Origin of the sequence: Bradyrhizobium sp. 164 (assembly GCF_023073715.1) — a bacterium.
Taxonomy (GTDB): Bacteria; Pseudomonadota; Alphaproteobacteria; order Rhizobiales; family Xanthobacteraceae; genus Bradyrhizobium.
Map to the genome: position 1 here is coordinate 389,449 of NZ_JADPKA010000110.1, position 18,718 is coordinate 408,166.

At 64.6% G+C, this 18,718-nt stretch carries 21 protein-coding genes; 7 read left to right on the forward strand and 14 right to left on the reverse strand.

Annotated features, from left to right (window positions below):
- Nucleotides 1-11 precede the first annotated feature (11 nt).
- Entirely contained in the window at nt 12-335 is a 324-nt protein-coding gene (locus IVB01_RS34735) for a helix-turn-helix domain-containing protein (RefSeq protein WP_247277694.1), read from the forward strand.
- A 174-nt stretch (nt 336-509) separates the two neighbouring features.
- Here the strand turns inward: IVB01_RS34735 and IVB01_RS34740 are convergent, their stop codons facing one another.
- The 3 genes from IVB01_RS34740 to hemH all read right to left on the reverse strand — a co-directional run bounded on the left by IVB01_RS34740 (nt 510) and on the right by hemH (nt 3,228).
- Entirely contained in the window at nt 510-953 is a 444-nt protein-coding gene (locus IVB01_RS34740) for an NfeD family protein (protein ID WP_247277695.1), read from the reverse strand.
- A 16-nt stretch (nt 954-969) separates the two neighbouring features.
- On the reverse strand, nt 970-1,971 hold the full coding sequence (locus IVB01_RS34745) for an SPFH domain-containing protein (protein ID WP_247277696.1): 1,002 nt from the start codon (nt 1,969-1,971) through the stop codon (nt 970-972).
- 219 nt (nt 1,972-2,190) lie between these two features.
- Complete coding sequence (hemH, locus tag IVB01_RS34750; RefSeq protein WP_247495215.1) at nt 2,191-3,228, reverse strand: ferrochelatase; 1,038 nt, start codon at nt 3,226-3,228, stop codon at nt 2,191-2,193.
- 80 nt (nt 3,229-3,308) lie between these two features.
- On the opposite strand from hemH, the gene IVB01_RS34755 reads away from it, so the two are divergent.
- Nucleotides 3,309-3,707, forward strand: coding sequence for an MAPEG family protein (locus IVB01_RS34755; RefSeq protein WP_247277698.1), 399 nt, complete (start codon nt 3,309-3,311; stop codon nt 3,705-3,707).
- 70 nt (nt 3,708-3,777) lie between these two features.
- On the opposite strand, the gene IVB01_RS34760 is transcribed toward IVB01_RS34755, so the two are convergent.
- The 3 genes from IVB01_RS34760 to IVB01_RS34770 are packed head-to-tail and all read right to left on the reverse strand — an operon-like array spanning nt 3,778 to nt 7,600.
- The gene (locus tag IVB01_RS34760; protein WP_247277699.1) at nt 3,778-4,884 is read right to left on the reverse strand and encodes a nickel/cobalt transporter; all 1,107 of its coding nucleotides are present in this window, start codon (nt 4,882-4,884) and stop codon (nt 3,778-3,780) included.
- The gene (locus tag IVB01_RS34765; RefSeq protein ID WP_247277700.1) at nt 4,881-5,519 is read right to left on the reverse strand and encodes a DUF1007 family protein; all 639 of its coding nucleotides are present in this window, start codon (nt 5,517-5,519) and stop codon (nt 4,881-4,883) included. Before IVB01_RS34765 ends, IVB01_RS34760 begins: the two co-directional genes overlap by 4 nt.
- A complete protein-coding gene (locus IVB01_RS34770) occupies nt 5,519-7,600 on the reverse strand; it encodes a M3 family metallopeptidase (protein WP_247277701.1) in 2,082 nt (693 codons plus the stop codon). The genes IVB01_RS34765 and IVB01_RS34770 overlap by 1 nt, the downstream gene beginning before the upstream one ends.
- Before the next feature lie 138 nt (nt 7,601-7,738).
- Between IVB01_RS34770 and IVB01_RS34775 the strand changes: the two genes are divergently transcribed.
- From IVB01_RS34775 to IVB01_RS34795, 5 genes are all read left to right on the forward strand, one after another.
- Complete coding sequence (locus IVB01_RS34775; protein ID WP_247277702.1) at nt 7,739-7,993, forward strand: hypothetical protein; 255 nt, start codon at nt 7,739-7,741, stop codon at nt 7,991-7,993.
- A gap of 690 nt (nt 7,994-8,683) precedes the next feature.
- Nucleotides 8,684-9,826 carry a type III PLP-dependent enzyme gene (locus IVB01_RS34780; RefSeq protein WP_247277703.1) on the forward strand — a complete coding sequence of 381 codons (1,143 nt, stop codon included), beginning with the start codon at nt 8,684-8,686 and terminating at the stop codon, nt 9,824-9,826.
- A gap of 130 nt (nt 9,827-9,956) precedes the next feature.
- Complete coding sequence (locus IVB01_RS34785) at nt 9,957-10,544, forward strand: N-acetyltransferase (protein ID WP_247277704.1); 588 nt, start codon at nt 9,957-9,959, stop codon at nt 10,542-10,544.
- A 147-nt stretch (nt 10,545-10,691) separates the two neighbouring features.
- Nucleotides 10,692-11,081 carry a RidA family protein gene (locus tag IVB01_RS34790; protein WP_247277705.1) on the forward strand — a complete coding sequence of 130 codons (390 nt, stop codon included), beginning with the start codon at nt 10,692-10,694 and terminating at the stop codon, nt 11,079-11,081.
- Nucleotides 11,082-11,130: 49 nt separating this feature from the next.
- Nucleotides 11,131-12,573, forward strand: coding sequence for a homospermidine synthase (locus IVB01_RS34795; protein WP_247277706.1), 1,443 nt, complete (start codon nt 11,131-11,133; stop codon nt 12,571-12,573).
- Nucleotides 12,574-12,687: 114 nt separating this feature from the next.
- Here IVB01_RS34795 and IVB01_RS34800 read toward each other — a convergent pair whose 3' ends face one another.
- The 8 genes from IVB01_RS34800 to IVB01_RS34835 all read right to left on the reverse strand — a co-directional run bounded on the left by IVB01_RS34800 (nt 12,688) and on the right by IVB01_RS34835 (nt 18,701).
- On the reverse strand, nt 12,688-13,017 hold the full coding sequence (locus tag IVB01_RS34800; protein ID WP_247277762.1) for a hypothetical protein: 330 nt from the start codon (nt 13,015-13,017) through the stop codon (nt 12,688-12,690).
- 101 nt (nt 13,018-13,118) lie between these two features.
- Nucleotides 13,119-13,835 (reverse strand): MgtC/SapB family protein, encoded by a 717-nt coding sequence (locus tag IVB01_RS34805; protein WP_247495216.1) that lies wholly within the window; start codon nt 13,833-13,835, stop codon nt 13,119-13,121.
- Nucleotides 13,836-13,865: 30 nt separating this feature from the next.
- Nucleotides 13,866-14,885 carry a WD40 repeat domain-containing protein gene (locus IVB01_RS34810; protein ID WP_247277707.1) on the reverse strand — a complete coding sequence of 340 codons (1,020 nt, stop codon included), beginning with the start codon at nt 14,883-14,885 and terminating at the stop codon, nt 13,866-13,868.
- Nucleotides 14,885-15,922, reverse strand: a complete 1,038-nt coding sequence (locus IVB01_RS34815) for a GTP-binding protein (protein WP_247277708.1) — start codon at nt 15,920-15,922, stop codon at nt 14,885-14,887. The genes IVB01_RS34810 and IVB01_RS34815 overlap by 1 nt, the downstream gene beginning before the upstream one ends.
- 54 nt (nt 15,923-15,976) lie before the next feature.
- Nucleotides 15,977-16,840 (reverse strand): zinc ABC transporter substrate-binding protein, encoded by an 864-nt coding sequence (locus IVB01_RS34820; protein WP_247277709.1) that lies wholly within the window; start codon nt 16,838-16,840, stop codon nt 15,977-15,979.
- 2 nt (nt 16,841-16,842) lie between these two features.
- Nucleotides 16,843-17,712, reverse strand: coding sequence for a metal ABC transporter permease (locus IVB01_RS34825; protein ID WP_247277710.1), 870 nt, complete (start codon nt 17,710-17,712; stop codon nt 16,843-16,845).
- Between the two features lie 6 nt (nt 17,713-17,718).
- A complete protein-coding gene (locus IVB01_RS34830) occupies nt 17,719-18,474 on the reverse strand; it encodes an ABC transporter ATP-binding protein (protein WP_247277711.1) in 756 nt (251 codons plus the stop codon).
- A 2-nt stretch (nt 18,475-18,476) separates the two neighbouring features.
- Complete coding sequence (locus IVB01_RS34835; protein ID WP_247277712.1) at nt 18,477-18,701, reverse strand: hypothetical protein; 225 nt, start codon at nt 18,699-18,701, stop codon at nt 18,477-18,479.
- Nucleotides 18,702-18,718: the final 17 nt, after the last annotated feature.

Genomic DNA, 18,718 nt, shown 5'->3' on the forward strand with positions numbered 1-18,718 from the left:
AAGAGGCCGATATGGCAAAGCAGCCAGCATCAGAACGCCGCGTCCGCGGCTCGCGCACCGGGCGGCCGATCATGGCGCTGCTGGACCTGCTCGGCCGGCGCTGGAGCCTGCGGATATTGTGGGAGTTGCGCGGCGAGCCCCTCACCTCGCGCGCGCTGCGCAGCGCCTGCGACGAAGCCTCGCCGACGGTGCTGCAGGCGCGGCTGACGGAGCTGCGTGCAGCGGGATTCGTCGAGCTTGGCGAAGGCGGAGGTTACGCATTGACGCCGCACGGACGCGAGCTGTGCGAGACATTCATGCCATTGCACCGATTTGCCGAGCGATGGAAAAGGTAGCGCTCTTGTTTACCCTCCCTGGAGGGGGAGGGTCGCTACGCATGCAGTGCCGCGAAATGCGTAGCGGGGCAGGGTGACAGTTCCTCCACGGGGGCAGTGCCCGAGTGGAGAGATCACCCCACCCCGCTCGCGCTGCGCGCGATCGACCCTCCCCCTCCAGGAGAGGTAAGGAAGCTACGCCGCGGCCACAGTAAGATTCGCGCCGTCGACCTGCACTACCTTCACGCGCGTCCCCGCCGGCGTATCGGGCCCAGCCACGCGCCACACCGTGTCGCCGATGCGGACGGTGCCTGCGCCGTCAATGATCGGTTTCTCCAGCGTGAACTCGCGCCCTAACAGCGCCTCGGTGCGCTTGTTGAGGAAGGGGCCGGCGCTGGCGTCCGGCTTCGGCCGAGCCAGGCGGCGCCACACCGGCACGGCGGCGGCAGCGAAGACTGCGAACATCACGAGCTGGATCTGCCAGGACACGGCGACAGTGAACGAGATCAGGCCGACCAGCAGCGCGGCGAGCCCGAGCCAGAACAGGAAGATGCCCGGCGCCAGCACCTCCAGCGCCATCAGGATGAAGCCGAAGATCAGCCAATTCCAGGTGCCGAGCGATACCAACATGTCGGCCATGATACGACCTCTTTGATTATCCCTGCCGCGGCGGCACCGCCGGCGGCGTGCCACCGGTCGGCGGCACCGAGCCGGGACGGCGAGCGAGCGCAGCGGACGCGGCGCTCTCGCCGAACGTCGCCTTGGCGATCTCGCCGATGCCGGCGAGCGAACCCAGCATGCTCATCGCTTCGACCGGAAGCATGATGACCTTCTGGTTTGGCGAATCGGCCAATTGCCCGAACGCCTTGATATACTTGTCGGCGATGAAATAGTTCAGCGCGGCGACATCGCCCTTCGAAATCGCTTCGCTGACCATCTGGGTTGCCTTGGCCTCGGCCTCAGCCGACCGCTCGCGGGCCTCGGCGTCGCGGAACGCAGCTTCCTTGCGGCCTTCGGCCTGGAGGATCTGGCCCTGCTTGGCGCCCTCGGCGCGCAGGATTTCCGACTGGCGCTGGCCTTCGGCGGCGAGAATGTCGGCGCGCTTGACGCGCTCGGCCTTCATCTGCCGGCCCATGGCCTCGACGAGATCGGCCGGCGGCACGATGTCCTTGATCTCGATGCGGTTGACCTTGAGACCCCAGGGCGAGACCGCGGCATCGACGACGCGGAGCAGGCGCTCGTTGATCTCGTCGCGGTGCGAAAGCACCTGATCGAGATCCATAGCCCCCATCACCGAGCGGATGTTGGTCATGGTCAAGACGGTAATGGCCTGGGTGAGGTTGGAAACCTCGTAGCTCGCTTTCGCGGCGTCGAACACCTGATAGAAGGCGACGCCGTCCACCGTCACCGTAGCGTTGTCCTTGGTGATCACCTCCTGCTCGGGAATGTCGATCACCTGCTCCATCATGTTGATCTTGCGCCCGACGCGATCGAAATAGGGCACGATCAGATTGAGCCCGGGGCTCAGCGTCTGCGTGTACTTGCCGAAACGTTCGATAGTCCAATCATAGCCCTGCGGCACCGTCTTCACGCCGGCAACCAGCGTGACGATGACGAGCAACACCAGAACAATCGCGAAAATGTCGAAACCGCTCATATCTCCTCCAAACGGGAAAAGGCCCTTTCCCGCGCTGTCATTGGTCGGTATCGCAACCCTATCGGTTCAGCGGTCGCGACTAACGTCGGTACCGGCGCGATTCTGCACAAGGCGTACGGAAGGGGAATGGCAAGGATTATGTGTTTGCGAGAACGCTCTTGAAAGGATGCCGGCGCGGACCTAGCGCCAAACGTTAGATTTGCCGCCCCATCGTAAACGTCAGATCCAGCCCTGAAGCTCGCGCAGCACCAGGGAGCGGATCACGTCCATGCCGGGTTCGCTGTCGTTGAGGCAGGGGATCGCGGAAAACTGCTCGCCGCCATTATGTTTGAAGATCTCGGCATTCTCCTGCGCGATTTCCTCCAGCGTCTCCAGGCAATCGGCGGCAAAGCCCGGGGTCACCACCGCGATGCGGCGCACGCCGTCTTTCGCCAAACGCTCCATGGTCTTGTCCGTATACGGCTGAAGCCACTCGTCATTGCCGAAGCGCGACTGGAAGGTCAGCAGCAGCGTTGTCTCGTTCATGCCGAGCCGGCGGCGCAGCGCCTCGATCGTGGCGATGCAGTGGTTCTGGTATGGATCACCCTTGTCGACATAGGATTTCGGCATGCCGTGGAAGGATGCCACAATCAGATCCGGCTTGAACGGCAGGCTCGCCAGATGCGTCTGGATCGAGGTCGCGAGCGCCTCGATATAGGCCGCATCCTGGTAGTAAGGCGGCGTCACCCGCAGCGTCGGCTGCGCCCGCAGGCGGGCGAGCACGCGGAACACCTCGTCGCAGACGGTTGCCGAGGTCGAGGCGGAATATTGCGGATAGAGCGGGACGGCGAGGATGCGCTCGCAGCCTTTTGCGATCAGCGCGTCGATGCCCGCCTGGATCGACGGGTTGCCGTAGCGCATCGCCCAGTCCACGACGACATGACTGCGATCCGACAGCGCGATCGCGAGCTTGTCGGCCTGCGAGCGCGTGATGGTCTTTAGCGGCGACTCGTCCCGCTCCTTGTTCCAGATCTTGCGGTAGTCCAGCGCCTTGGTGCGGGGGCGGCTGCGCAGGATGATCCCGTTCAACACGAGCTTCCAGACCAAGCCCTGGTCCTCGATGACGCGGGCATCCGAGAGGAACTCCTTCAGATAGACCCGCACGCCGGGCGCGTCAGCAGTATCGGGCGTTCCAAGGTTGATCAGAAGCACGCCAACGCGGGGCAGAGCGGATTGAGCTGCCGGTTTCGCGCTGTCGATGGGAACGACGCTGGTCATGGCTCCGTGGGTCGCGCGTTGCTCCGAACTTGTCAAGATGAGGCCGATTTGGCTACGGTTGCACCCAAGCGGGAGGGAAGATGACACTCGCGGAATGGTGCGTCCTGGGAGCGCTGCTGCTTTACCTTGCAACGATCGTCTCGATCAAATGGGCCAGGTTTCGCACGTTCGACAATTCCCAGCCGCGCGACCCCGCCTTCTTCGATGACGCCCTCGCGCAGCGCGCGCTCGGCGCGCACCTGAACGGCATCGAGACCTTCCCGTTTTTCGCCTTCGCGGTGCTGCTCGCCGAATTCCGGGATTCGCCGCAGCGGCTGATCGACGAGCTCGCGGCACTGTTCCTGATCGTGCGGATCGCCTATGTGCTGACCTATCTCGGCAACCGCCCGACGCTGCGCTCGATCCTCTGGAGCATCGGCTTTGCGATCAATCTCGGGATCTTCTTCATGCCGGCCTTGAAGCGGTTTCTGCCGGTTTAAGGTGCCGTGCCCCGCACGCGGTGCAGCGCCCTGTGCGCTGCTCCGCAGAGCCGGGGCCCGCGAGCGCGGCTTAAAAACAGGTTGTCCGTTCAGCGGCGATGTAGCCGAACAGCAGGCCGACGCCGAATAGCAATACCAGGCCAGCGGCGCCGAACTCGATGCCGCGCATGACGAGGGCGCCGCCCCCGTCGCGTCTTGCGCTGAGGCGCTGCGCGATGTCCTTGGCGGACACGGCGACGACCGCGATGGACGCGACCGTGATCGCGGTGCCCAGTCCCATCAGGAGGGTCGCGGCGATGCCGGCCCAGAACAGGCCCTGCGCCAGCGCGAACACCAGAACCAGGATCGCCCCCGAGCACGGGCGGATACCGACGGCGAGGATCGCGGCAAAGCCGCGCCGCCAGCCGCCGGGGCCGGCGAGCTCGCTCGGAGCAGGCCCGTGGGAATGACCGCAGTGCTCGTCATGGACGTGGCCATGCCCATGCTCATGGCGAGCGTGGCTGTGACCGTGATGGTGATCATGATCGTGGCCATGATGATCATCCGCATCATGGCCGTGGTCATGGTCATGCGGCACGCCTGCCATCGCTGGCACCGGCTGGGCTACCTGAAGCGCGCGGATGAAGGCGCCGCCTTTCACCCAGACCAGGCGCAGACCGAACAGCGCAATCAGGGCATAGCTCGCGATCTCGATCGCGCCTTCGGCCTTGCACATGGTCTTGGCGGTCGCATTCAGGATCCAGGCGGAGATGCCGACGATCAGGATCGCCACCAGCGACTGCATCAGCGCGGAGGCGAACGACAGCGCGATGCCGCGCCGCGCAGTCTCGCGGTTGGCGACGAGATAAGAGGCAATCACCGCCTTGCCGTGGCCGGGGCCGGCGGCGTGAAAGATGCCATAGGCAAACGAGATAAAGAGCAGCGTCCACACCGCCGAGCCGTCGGACTTCGCGGCGCGGATGGTCGCCGACATCTGGCGATAGAACTCCGACTGTTTTGCCAACAGCCAGCCGATGAGGCCGCTGGCTTCAGGCTCCGCCGCCTGCTGGGCGCGCGGCGCGCCGAACGGATTCTGCGCGAGGAGATCGTGGAGCGCGGCGTCGGCCACGGACACGACCAGCAGAACGGCGGCGCAAGTGAGAAGCCCGAGCGCGAACCCGGAGAGTTGCGACTTCAAGGGCAATCCACCATGATCTTGTTGGCGAACATCATGCCGAAGTTTGAATTCTCGCCATTGAGGAAGGTCTGCTCGTTGAGCTTCTGCGCACTCGCGGTGCCGTCGTTCGGTCGCTCCAGCTTCATCTGGCAGCCGGCGGGCGCGCCGACCAGCTTGACCGGATTGTCCTTGGCCATCTGGAAGTCGATGAAGAAGGAGCGGTCGAATACTTCGAGCACCAGCTGCCTGGGCTTGACGGGGTTCTTCAGCGGTAAGGTGAAGTGCAGGGTCAGCACCGTATCCTTGTAGTCGAGGAAGTAGTCGACCGGCTCCTGGAACCGTTCCTTCTTGCCGTCGGCCTTCGCGAAGGTGAAGTAGGCGTATTCCTTCAGCGACTCGACATTGGTCTGCGCCAGCGGCGTTAGCTCCTCGCGCGTATAGGCGCCCTTGGTCTTGCTCTCGAGCCCCTGCACCGCATAGGCCGAGAACATGTCGTCAAAGGTCCAGGCGTGGCGCACGCCGGTGATGGTGCCGTCGGCCGCGTAGAGCAACTCGCTGGTCGCGGTGATCCAGACATGCGGATGCGCGCGCGCCGGCCCCGCTGCGAGCGACAGGCCGGCGGCGAGCAGCAGACCGAGAAGGATGCGCATGCCCATCACGCCGCCTTCGCGGCGTAGAGCAGGCCGCGCCGGCGCAGCAGCGCGTCCGGCTCCGGCGGGCGGCCGCGGAAGGCCTCGTAGGCGGCTTCCGGATCGACCGATCCGCCCGAGGCGTAGATGTCGTCATGCAGGCGCTTGGCGACCGAAGGATCGAAGATGTCGCCGGCCTCCTCAAACGCGCCGAAAGCGTCGGCGTCCATCACCTCCGACCACATGTAGCTGTAATAGCCGGCGGCATAATGATCGCCGGTGAAGATGTGGCCGAATTGCGTGGGCCGGTGACGCAGCGCGATCTCCTCGGGCATGCCGATCTTCTCCAGCTCGCGTCTCTCGAAGGCGCGCACGTCCTGCGCGGCGGAAGCCGGCTGAGTGTGGAATTCGAGGTCGATCAGCGCCGAGGAGACGAACTCGACCGTGGCAAAACCCTGGTTGAATTTTCGCGCAGCAAGGAAGCGTTGCAGGAGGTCGTCCGGCAGCGGCTCGCCGGTCTGGTAGTGGCGCGCGAACTTTTGCAGCACCTCGGGCCGCTCCTGCCAGTGCTCGTAGAGCTGAGACGGCAGCTCGACGAAATCGGTGAACACGGAGGTGCCCGACAGCGAAGGATAGGTGACGTGGGAGAGCATGCCGTGCAGGCCGTGGCCGAATTCGTGGAACAGGGTGCGGGCGTCGTCGGGCGACAGCAGCGAAGGCTCGCCCCCGGCTCCCTTGGCAAAATTGCAGATATTGAGAACCAGCGGCGCGACCTCGCCGTCGAGCTTCTGCTGATCGCGCAGCGAAGTCATCCAGGCGCCGGAGCGCTTCGAGGGCCGGGCGAAGTAGTCGCCATAGAACAGCGCCTTGTGCTTGCCGTCCTTGCCCTTCACCTCCCAAACCCGGACGTCCGGGTGCCAGACCGGAACGTCGCTGCGCTCCTCGAAGGTGATGCCGAACAGGCGCGTGGCGCAGTCGAAGGCGGCGGCGATCATGTTGTCGAGCGAAAGATACGGCTTGATCGCAGCGTCATCGAAATTGGCACGCTGAAGACGCAGCTTCTCGGCGTAGAAGCGCCAGTCCCAGGGGGCGAGCTTGAAGTTGCCGCCTTCGGCCGTGATCAATGCCTGCATGTCGTCGCGGTCGGCGAGCGCGCGCGCCCTCGCCGGCGTCCAGACCCGCTCCAATAGGCTCCGCACCGCTTCCGGCGTCTTGGCCATGGAGTCTTCGAGTCGATACGCGGCGAAGGTCGGGTAGCCCAACAGCTTGGCGCTCTCTTCGCGCAGCTTCAGGATCTCGACGATGGTTGCGTTGTTGTCGTTGGAATTGCCGTTGTCGCCCCGCGCGATGAAGGCCTTGTAGACCTTCTCGCGCAGGTCGCGCCGCGCCGAGCTCTTCAGGAACGATTCGACCGAGGAGCGTGACAGCGTGACGATGGCCTTGCCTTCCATGCCGCGCTCTTCTGCCGCAGCTTTGGCGCCGGCGACGAAGCTCTCCGGCAGGCCCTCGCGGTCCGCCTCCCCGAGCTCCAGGAACCAGTCCTGCTCGTCGCCGAGCAGGTGATGGCTGAAGCTGGTGCCGAGCTGGGCGAGCCTCTCGTTGATCTCTGCCATCCGCGTCTTGGCCTCGTCGGAGAGGCCGGCGCCGGAGCGGTGGAAGCGGGTGTAGGTGCGCTCCAGGAGGCGCAGCTGCTCGGGCGTGAGACCGAGATTGGCGCGGTTCTCGTGCAGCTGGGCGATGCGGCCAAACAGCACGGCGTTCATCATGATCGGATTCCAGTGCCGCGCCATCCGCAAGGAGACTTCCTTGTCGATCTCCAGGATGGCCGGGTTGGAATGCGCCGAGACGAGGTCGTAGAAAACCGCCGCGACCTTGTTCAAGAGCTTGCCCGAGCGCTCCAGCGCCGTGATGGTGTTGGCGAAGTCGGGGGCGGCCGGATCGTTGGTGATCGCCGCGATCTCGGCGGCATGGTCGGCGAAGGCCTGCTCGAAGGCGGGCAGGAAATGCTCCGGCTTGATCTCGTCGAAAGGCGGGGTCGCGAACGGCGTCACCCAGGCCTTCAGGAGCGGGTTGGTCTCGGCATCCGTAATTTGGCGGAGTTCTGACATCACAAGTCCCGGTTTTTGAGCCGAATTTGTTGTGGCCAGCTATAGCACGCGATGGGGCTTTTTTGGGCCGTTTGCCCTTGCTCCCGACCGCCTTTTCGGGGAGATTGCGGCCCTCGAAGACACGGGGTCCCTGAACTCATGAACGCGCCTGCCTCCTCTTCCCGCCAGATCGCCTGGCCGAGCGTCATCACCGTTATCAGCGCCGCCATCCTGATCGGCGCGGAGGTGTTCGGCGCGGCGTTTGCCGGCGGCTGGGCGCTCGCGATCCTGTTCGGGCTCGGCGACCAGGGCGCGCACATCCTCCAGGCCGTGCTGTTCGCACTCGGCGTGCTGGTGATGACCGCGTTCATCCGCACAGCTCAGCGCATCGAGCCGTTCACGACGCGCCGCTGAAGCTCGCGCGCGACAGACACGCGCGCGCGGCACAGAAAACTTAACACGTGTTCATCTTCCGCGTCGCTCGCGCAGCACTGCGCAAGTAGATGTTAGGCAATTCTGTTCTCAGCCTAAAAAAATTCTTGCGAAGCCGATTCAAAACGCTTATGTGCGGACTTGCCCAATTTCGCACGTGCCTGTGGTCGTGTGTCAGTCGGTAGGTATCCGGACAAGAGGCCGGACAGCCGCCAAGGGGTGAAGAAGCCGAGGGGCTCTTCGGACGTGCAGAAGCCGGAAGACTTGAAAGTCGAAAGACTGAAAAGCCGACGGACTGAAAGCAAACCCGGAGCGCCCAGCATCTCTCTCAAGGGATGCCTTGTCGAAGGTGACTTCACTCTTTGCAACCGTGACTGGCAGCCGGAGGCGAACCGGCGCACCCCGCTCTCAACGGGGGACGCGACTTAAAGCAACGACGGATCGGGCTTTTTTGGTCTCTACCGGCAGTCCAACGCCGGCGCGGGCTACTGAAAAGGCTTGTCCTTCATTGCCAGGTGTGCGGGCGGGAACACTCCCAACCAATCCACGGCAGCACAGTCTGGTTTGAGTTTTTTGGCTTCGTCGCGCCTCCATCGCGCGATTTGGCCAGAGCGCTCTTATCCGACGTCATGTTTTGAACGGGCCCGTCGCTGGGCCGTTTGGGAGAGTGCCATGACCGAACGTATCCAGGAATTCCTGCGCAACCGCCGCAAGGATGGCCTCGACACCGAGCCGTGCCTCGTCGTCGACCTCGAGGTCGTGCGCGACAATTACCAGAGCTTCGCCAGGGCGCTGCCCGACAGCCGCGTGTTCTATGCCGTCAAGGCGAACCCGGCGCCGGAAGTGCTGGCCCTGCTCGCCTCCATGGGCTCCTGCTTCGATACCGCGACCGTCGCCGAGATCGAGATGGCGCTGGCCGCTGGAGCGACGCCCGACCGCATCTCCTTCGGCAACACGATCAAGAAGGAGCGCGATATCGCGCGCGCCTTCGCGCTGGGCATTCGGCTTTTCGCGGTGGACTGCGCCGCCGAGGTCGAGAAGGTCGCCCGTGCCGCCCCCGGCGCGAAGGTGTTCTGCCGCATCCTCTATGACTGCGCCGGCGCCGAATGGCCGCTGTCCCGCAAGTTCGGCTGCGACCCGGAGATGGCGGTCGAGGTGCTCGACGTCGCCAAGCGCCTTGGTTTGGAGCCGTGCGGCATCTCCTTCCATGTCGGCTCGCAGCAGCGCAAGGTGAAGGCGTGGGACCGTGCGCTGGCGATGGCCTCGCAGGTGTTCCGCGACTGCGCCGAGCGCGGCATCAACCTCTCCATGGTCAACATGGGCGGCGGCTTCCCGACCAAGTACCTCAAGGACGTGCCGCCGGTAGTGACCTACGGCCGGTCGATCTTCCGCGCGCTGCGCAAGCACTTCGGCAACCAGATCCCGGAGACCATCATCGAGCCGGGCCGCGGCATGGTGGGCAATGCCGGTATCATCGAATCCGAGGTCGTGCTCATCTCGAAGAAGAGCGACGAGGACGAGGTGCGCTGGGTGTACCTGGACATCGGCAAGTTCGGCGGTCTCGCCGAGACGATGGACGAGTCGATCCGTTACGCCATCCGTACCCGTCACGACGGTGCGGACATGACGCCGTGCGTGCTCGCGGGCCCGACCTGCGACAGCGCCGACGTGCTGTACGAGAAGACCCCGTATCCACTCCCCGTGACGCTCGAGATCGGCGACAAGGTGCTGATCGAAGGCACCGGGGCGTATACGTCGACCTACTCGTCGGTGGCGTTCAACGGCATCCCGCCGCTGAAGACGTACCACATCTGATCCGCCTCTCTCTTGAGGCCTGACGAACCCGGGAGCCGGCTTGCCGGCTCCTCCCTCACAATTTCAATTCTGACGACGTCTTGGACCGATGTGCCTCTCGCATGTCCGTTCAAGCGGGGACTGACGCGCCATGACTGCTCCTCGGAAGCCACAGATCGCCCTCACTTCGAAAGCCGCTCCGTTCGCGATCCGAGCGGAGCGTGCTGCCGACGTCGCGATGCGTGAAGCGTTGCTCGATGCCTGCTTTGGCGAGAACCGCCATGGCCGGACCTGCCAGCGCCTGCGCGACGGACGCGCGCCTGCCACAGGCCTTGCCCTGTCGGCCGTGCGCGAGGGACAGCTCGTGGGAACCGTGCGGCTGTGGCACGTCAGCGCCGGAGGCAGGCCCGCTCTGGTCCTTGGACCGCTGGCGGTCGACTCTGCCTGCCGCGAACTCGGGATCGGCGCCGCGCTGATGCATCAAGCGCTGGCCGCCGCCCGGGCGCGCGGGCATGGTGCCGTGATCCTGCTCGGCGACGCCCCGTACTACGCTCGCTTCGGCTTCTCGCCCGAGAAAACCGGCGCGTTGTCGCTGCCCGGCCCGTTCGAGCGCAACCGGCTGCTGGCGATCGAGTTTGCGGAAGGCGCGCTCGACGGCGCGGAAGGGATGATCGTTCCGACCGGAGCGGCCCTGCCCAAACGGAGGGCGGTTCGCGCTCTCCAGGCGCACGCGGCCTAAGGCATTGCGGTGATCGCAACGACCGAAGCCGCAGCCAGCGGCCATGCCCGGCTGCTGACTTGATGCTGTTCGTTTGGGGTTGCACGGGCCCGAGAAACGCCCTTTAAACCCGCGAAACATCCCTCCCTTCAGTTGAGGTCCGAGAGCATGTCCCGTCGCCTGATTTCCACCGGCTCCCCGTTCGAGAAGGCCGCCGGCTATAGCCGCGCCGTGATCGACGGCGAGTTCGCCTTCGTCGCGGGAACCACGGGCTATGACTACACGACCATGACGATGCCGGCCGACGTCACGAGCCAGTCACGCAACTGCTTCAAGACCATTGAAGCCGCCCTGAAGGAGGGTGGTTTCGAGATGGCCGACATCGTCCGCGCGACCTACTACCTCACAGACATCAAAGACGCTGACGCCCATTTCGCCGTCTGCGGCGAAGTCCTCGGCGACATCCGCCCGGCCGCAACGCTTCTGGTCGTCTCGGCGCTCTACAAGCCTGAGATGAAGGTCGAGATCGAAGTCACCGCCAAGCGCCGCAGCGCCTGATCCACACCCTCACTCTTTGTCTGCCATCACGTTCCGGAGAAACCATCCCATGAGCCCCGCCTCGCAGATCTACGCGAAGATCACCGGTCCCATTGTCATGGTCGGCTTCGGCTCTATCGGCAAAGGCACGTTGCCGCTGATCGAACGGCATCTCGATTACGACAAGTCGCGCGTCACCGTGATCGATCCCAAGGACGAGGGCCGCAAGGCGCATTGCGAGAAGCACAATGTACGCTTCATCCAGAAGGGCGTGACCAAGGACAATTATCGCGAGTTGCTGACCCCGCTACTCACCGAAGGCGGCGGTCAGGGCTTTTGTGTCAATCTTTCAGTCGACACCGGCTCCACCGACATCATGGAGCTCTGCAACGAACTTGGCGCTCTCTACATTGATACCGTCAACGAGCCCTGGCTCGGCTTCTATTTCGACGCTTCGAAGGGCCCGGAAGCGCGCTCCAACTACGCTCTTCGCGAAGTGACGCTGGCCGCCAAGAAGGCGCGCCCGGCGGGCTCCACGACGGCCGTTTCCTGCTGTGGTGCCAATCCTGGCATGGTCTCTTTCTTCGTCAAGCAGGCGCTGCTCAACGTCGCCGCGGATCTGAAGCTCAATGCCCCCAAGCCGAAGACCAAGGCCGAATGGGCGGACCTGATGCGGCAGGCCGGCGTCAAGGGCATTCACATCGCCGAACGCGACACCCAGCGCTCCAGGAACCCGAAAGAGCCTGACGTCTTCGTCAACACCTGGTCGGTGGAAGGTTTCCTGTCGGAAGGCGTGCAGCCCTCAGAACTCGGTTGGGGCACCCATGAGAAATGGATGCCGGAGAATGCGCGGACCCACGAAGCGGGCTGCGGCGCCGCCATTTATCTAATGCAGCCGGGCGCCAACACGCGCGTGCGCACCTGGTGCCCGACCCGCGGCGCGCAGTATGGCTTCCTCGTCACCCACAACGAGTCGATCTCGATCTCCGATTACTTCACGGTGCGCGACGCATCGGGCACGGCGATCTATCGGCCGACCTGTCACTATGCCTATCATCCGGCCGACGATGCCGTGCTCTCGCTGCATGAAATGTTCGGCCGCGCGGCGAAGATGCAGGAAAAGCACCACATCCTCGATGAGAACGAAATCGTCGATGGCATCGACGAGCTCGGCGTGCTGCTGTTCGGCCATGACAACAATGCCTATTGGTACGGATCGCAGCTCTCCATCGAAGAGACCCGCAGGCTTGCGCCCTACCAGAACGCCACCGGCTTGCAAGTGACCTCCGCCGTGCTCGCCGGCATGGTATGGGCGCTGGAGAATCCGAACGAAGGTATCGTCGAAGCCGACGAGATGGATTTCGAACGTCTCTTGGAAATCCAGCTGCCCTATCTCGGCCCGGTGAAGGGCTTCTACACCGATTGGACGCCGCTGACCGATCGTCCGGGACTGTTCCCGGAAGACATCGACACGAGCGATCCCTGGCAGTTCCGGAATATTCTGGTGCGGTGAGGGCTCTGCCGTCATGTCCGGCCTGTCCCGGGCATCGACGCACGTTCTTTCGCGGGACGCCAAGAACGTGGATGGCCGGGACAAGCCCAGCGGTGACGCCGCAACTGGCTGTCGTTATTTCTCCTTGATCGGCGGCGCGATCTTCTCCGCAGGCGCCGCCGGCAGCGCGGGCTTGGTCGCCGCGCCTTGCGTCTGGGATTCGGGCCGTGCGGGCTCGGGAGCCGGCGTGGTCGGGCGATCACCGCCGGGCTTGGACTCCGCAGGCGTCTTGCCCTGATCGTCCGAAGGAGTGCCCTGGAGCGGTGGCGTTGCCTGCGCCATCTGCATCCGGTTCTCGGCGCGAATCTGCGCCAGCGACAGGCCCGACACCACGACGCCCGCGGCGAACAGCGAGCAGGCGATCATCAGGTCGAGTTTCAGTCTGCGCTTCTCATTGCCTGTCATGTCGATCACCGCGTTTGCCCGCGGGACCAACGAAATGGCCGCGCGCGGGTTCCGCGCCTGCCCGGGCGGGAACCGCACCCCTGCGCGCTAAAACGCCGCGCTCAATCCGTGGTGCTGACTTCCCAAGTGGCGTGGCGCACGCCCGGAAGGTGCTGGAGATCCGTCGCGACCGCGTTCAGCTCGTTCGGATCGACCGCGGTCGCTACCAGCTTTGCGACGATCTCCAGGATGTCCTCGCCGATCTCCACCAGGTCGATATCAGCAACGGAATATTTCGCGGCTTCCAACCTCTCGACGAGGCGGTCGCGCATGTCAGGCAGAGCGTCGGCCGCCACCGCTATCTTGAAGTAATAGGTCGCCTCCAGTGCCCGCTCATTCAGCGGAATGCGATTGATAGCATTGACGAGTGGACGCAGCAGTGTGTTTCCGGCGATGACGAACACGGTCAGCGCCGCGGCCTGCGCGACCATGTCGGCCCCGGCGCAGGAGCCGACCGCGGCGGAGGCCCATAGCGTCGCGGCCGTATTGAGCCCGCGCACGTCCATGCCCTGCTTCATAATGACACCGGCGCCGAGGAATCCGATGCCGGAGACGACGTAGGAGATCACCCGCACCGCGCCGGCGGCGCCATCCAGATGCATGGCGAGATCGACAAAGGCGGCGGCGCCGACCGCGACCAGCACATTGGTGCGCAGGCCCGCGGTGCGCTGGCGGTACTGCCGCTCGGCGCCGATCAGCGTCCCCAGCACGAAGGCCGTGAACAGGCTGATCAGCGTGTCTCCAAAATCGGCAATCTGGAATGTCGTCAGAAACCGCATGGTCCCCTATACGGCCGGGACCATGACAGATTAAAGCTCCAGCAGGCCGCCGTCCCCATTTTCATCCGCAAACGCCAGCAGCGTGCCCTTGGCGTTCCAGGCGAGCGCGGCCACGGGTGGCGTGCCGTTGCGGCGGACCAGGATTTCCGCACCGTCCTCCAGCCGCACCATCAGCACGGTGCCGTCGCTGTAGCCGGCGGCAAGGATATCGTTCTTGGGGTGGCAGGCCACCACGGACACGCGGGCCTGGAGCGGCGCGAGCATCGCGGGCTCCTTGCCCATCGGACCGTCCTTGCTGGCAAACGGCCACAGGATGACGGTGTCGGCGCCCGAGGTCGCCAGAGCCTTGCCGCCGGCGCTCCAGGACATCGAGCGGACGCGGCCGGGATAGCCGGTCATGCGCATGTGCCTGTTATCGGCGAGCCGCCAGCCGTGCAGCGCCGCCTCGTGCATCGCGGTGACCAGGAACTTGTTGTCCGGGCTGAAGGTGACGGCGAGATGCGAGCCGGCCCACGGGAGGAATTCGGCTGTGGCAGCCATGTTGGGAAACCACAACGTCGCGCCGTTGTAATGTGCGATCGCAAGCCGCAGGCCTTTTGGCGCGAAGGCAAGCCCGCCGACCGTCGAGGGCACTTCGATCGACTTCTCCTCGTTCTTGCCGCTCTTGACGTTCGCCGTCTTGCCAGCCGACCACGCTAAGGCGCCGTCTGGATGCAGCGCCACCGCATCGATCCAGCGCATTTTGGGGTCGGTGGCGAGCAGCGTCACCTCGCCCTTGGCATCGAGCGACACGACCTTGCCGTCGTCGCCGCCCATGACGAGGCGCTTGCCGTCGGAGGCGGTCGAGAGAATGCCGCCGCTGTGCACGGCGACCGTGCTGATCTCGCCCTTGGCGTCGACCAGCGCGACTTTCTCCTCGCCGCCGACGAAGGCGGCCCGATCGGCCAGGAAATGCGCCGAGGTCACGCCCATGCCGAGCGCGATCGGCTTGACGCGGTCGGTGACGGAGACGATCGAGGCGGAATCAGGAGCCGGCGTAAACTCTTTCATCACGAGACGATGCAGCTCTCAAAACCCTTGCGGATGGCCTCTTCCGGCAGTTCGCGGCCGATGAAGACGAGGCGGCTCTCGCGCGGCTCACCCTCCTTCCACTTCCGCTGGTGGTTGCCCTCCAGCATCATGTGGACGCCTTGGAAGACGTAGCGGTCATCGTCATCGTGGAAGGCGAGGATGCCCTTGGAGCGCAGGATCTTGCCGCCCTCGACCTGCACCAGGTTCTGGAGCCAGGGCATGAACACGTTCGGATCGAGCGGCTTGTCGGTTTTCAATGACAGCGACTGCATGTCCTCGTCGTGATAGTGCTTCAGGCCATGGCCGTGATGATGGTCGTGACCACGGTGGTGATGATCATGGTCGTGATCATGATCATCGGCCTCAAGGAAATCCGGCTCGATGTCGAGGATGCGGTCGAGGTCGAACGCGCCGCGATCGAGCACGTCAGCCAGCGCCACCGAACAGCGCTCGGTGCGATGCAGCTTCGCATAGGGATTGATGGCGCGGATGCGGGCCTCGACCTCCGCGAGCTCGCCCTTGTTGACGAGATCGGTCTTGTTCAGCACGATCACGTCGGCGAACGCGATCTGGTTCTTCGCCTCGGGCGCGTCTTTCAGCCGGTCGGACAACCACTTTGCATCGGCGACCGTCACCACTGCGTCGAGCCGCGCGTTTTTCTGCACGTCCTCGTCGACGAAGAAGGTCTGGGCGACGGGCGCGGGATCGGCAAGGCCCGTGGTCTCGACGATGATGGCGTCGAACTTCCCCTTGCGCTTCATCAAGCCGTCCATGATGCGCACGAGGTCGCCGCGCACGGTGCAGCAGATGCAACCGTTGTTCATCTCGAACACTTCCTCATCGGCGCCGATGATGAGATCGTTGTCGATGCCGATCTCGCCGAATTCGTTGACGATGACAGCGTATTTCTTGCCGTGGTTTTCCGACAGGATGCGATTCAAAAGCGTGGTCTTGCCGGCACCGAGATAGCCGGTCAGGACGGTCACGGGAATTTTTGGGGAGGTCACTTCAGACATAACAACTCCGGATTTCGGGCTTTCGCGCGACGCGAGGCGGGGTGGCCCCCTGCCCTAATGGTCAAGCGCGCTGATCAGGGCCTTTATATTGTGCCTGACCATGTCAATGTAAGTGGGTGCAGGCCCCTTTTCGCCGGTTAAACCGTCGGAAATCAGGGTCCCGCCGACCTTTGCGCCGGTCTCGGCCGCGATCCGCCGGATCAGCCGGTCATCGCTGATATTTTCCAGGAATACTGCCGGGATTTTTTCGGCCTTGATCTGGCCGATGATCGCGGCGATGTCGCGCGCGCTGGGCTCGGTCTCCGTGGAGACGCCCAAGGGGGCGATGAACCGGATACCATATTCGGCGGAAAAATAGCCGAAGGCGTCGTGGGTGGAGATCACCTTGCGCCGCTCCAGTGGGATTCTCGCCACGGCTTCGCGGACCTCACTGTCGAGGGCTTCGAGTGTTTCCAGATAGGCTTTGGCCCGAGCGCGGAAGAACTCCGCGTCATCCGGGGCAGCAGCGGCGAGCGCATTGGCGATATCGGTGACGTAGATCTTGGTATTGGGGATGGACTGCCAAGCGTGGGGATCTGCGGCCGAACCCAATTTCAGGGGCGTGATACCGGCGCTTGCAGTCACGACCGTCGCCTTGCTGCCGGAGGATTGCACGAGCCGCGGCAGCCATCCCTCGAGGCCGAGCCCGTTGACGACGACGAGCTTTGCATCGGCGATCCGCTTCGCATCGCTCGGCGCAGGCGTGTAGACGTGGACGTCGCTGTCGGCGCCGACCAGCGTGGTCAGATTGATCCGGTCACCACCGACATTGCGGACGAAATCGGCCAGGATCGAGAAGCTCGCGACCACGTTGAGCCGCTCGGCGGCGTGCAGCGGCGAGGCGATCAGCAACAGCGCGCAAAGCAGGATGAGCCGCATCGTCACGCTTCCAGATGCCGGCCGGGAAACAATTGCCGGACGATACCGCCGACGCGGCCGAACAGGACGGAGGCCACGTAGAGCACCGTCGCCACGAGAATGATCGCAGGGCCCGACGGCACTCGGGTCTGGAACGACAGCACGAGGCCGGCATAGCCCGAAACCGCGGCAGCAATCACGGCGATGCAGATCATGGCGGTGAGATCGCGCGACCAGAATCGCGCAATGCCGGCCGGCAGGATCATGAGGCCGACCGCAAGCAGCGTGCCGAGCGCCTGAAAGCCGTTGACGAGGTTGATCACGACGAGCGCGAGGAAGGCGAGATGCGCAGGGCCCCCGGCGCGACTCACCGTGCGCAGGAACAAGGGATCGACGCTCTCGATCACCAGCGGGCGGTAGATCACCGCAAGCACCAGGAGCGTCACCGTGGCGTTGAAGGCCACCACTAGCAGCGTCTGGTCGTCCATCGCGAGAATGTTGCCGAACAGTACATGCAACAGGTCGATATTGGTCCCCTTGATCGAGACGATGGTAACGCCGAGCGCCAGCGAGGCCAGGTAGAAGGTGGCCAGCGAAGCGTCCTCCTTCAGCCCGGTCGAGCGCGCGACCACACCGGCGAGGATTGCGACCGCAAAGCCGGCGATCAGGCCGCCGGCGGTCATCGCGAACAGGTTGAGCCCGGAGAGCAGGAAGCCAACGGCGGCGCCCGGCAGGATCGCATGTGCCATGGCATCGCCGACGAGGCTCATCCGCCGCAGCATCAGGAACACGCCGATCGGCGCGCCTGCCAGCGACAGTGCGATCACGGCGGCGAGTGCCCGCCGCATGAACTCGAATTCGGTGAACGGACCGATCAGCGCGTCATAGGCCATTTGCAATCACGCCGCCTGCGACCGCCCGTCGTCGCCGGCGCAGGCCGCCGCGCTGTCGTCGAAAGCCTCGCACATCCGCATCGCAACCATCAGGTTTTCCGGCGTCAGCACCTCGGCCGTCGGTCCCCAGGCCACGGGGCCGCGCGCCAGCACCAGTGTCTCGCTGAAATGGGTACGCACCATCTCCATATCGTGCAGCGCGGCCAGCACGGTGCGGCCCTCGGTGTGCCAATTCTTCACCAGCGCGAGCAGATCGGCCGTGGTCTTGCTGTCGATGGCGTTGAAGGGCTCGTCGAGCACGATCAGACTCGCGTCCTGAAGCAGCACCCGGGCGAACAGCACGCGTTGCATCTGGCCGCCGGAGAGCGTGCCGATCGGACGGTTCTCGAAACCGTTGAGGCCAACGGCGGCAATTGCGCGCAGGATTTTGTCCCGCGCAGCCTTGCCGATGCCGCCGAACAGGCCGGTCCCGCGCCACAGCCCGGTGCCGACGAAATCGAACACCGAGATCGGAAAGCTGCGGTCGATCTCGGCGCTCTGCGGCAGGTAGGCGATGTCCCTGCTGTCGAGGCCGCCGAGGTGGATGCTGCCGTCGAGCGGCTTGAGGATGCCGACGATGCCGCGCAGCAGCGTCGACTTGCCGGCGCCGTTCGGGCCGATCACTGCGACCAGCGCGCCGGATGCGACCTCGCCATTGAGATGGTGCACGGCCGGATGCCGGTCATAGCCGAGCGTGACGTTGTGGAAGTGCAGTGCCGCCATGGTCACCTCATCGCCAGAAAGACCATGCCCCAGAGCACCGCGCAGACAGCGAGCGCGGCCGCGAGGCGGCCGGCCATGGTCATGCGCAGGATCGACCAGGGGGCCGCCTGGGCCGGATGCGGCGAAGCGGGATCATGGACATGGGCATGGGTGTGGTCATGCCCCTGCGAATGCACGTGGTCGTGGGAGTGGTCGTGATGACGGGCGTGAGACACGGCGGGAACCATGCGAGGACGTTATATTA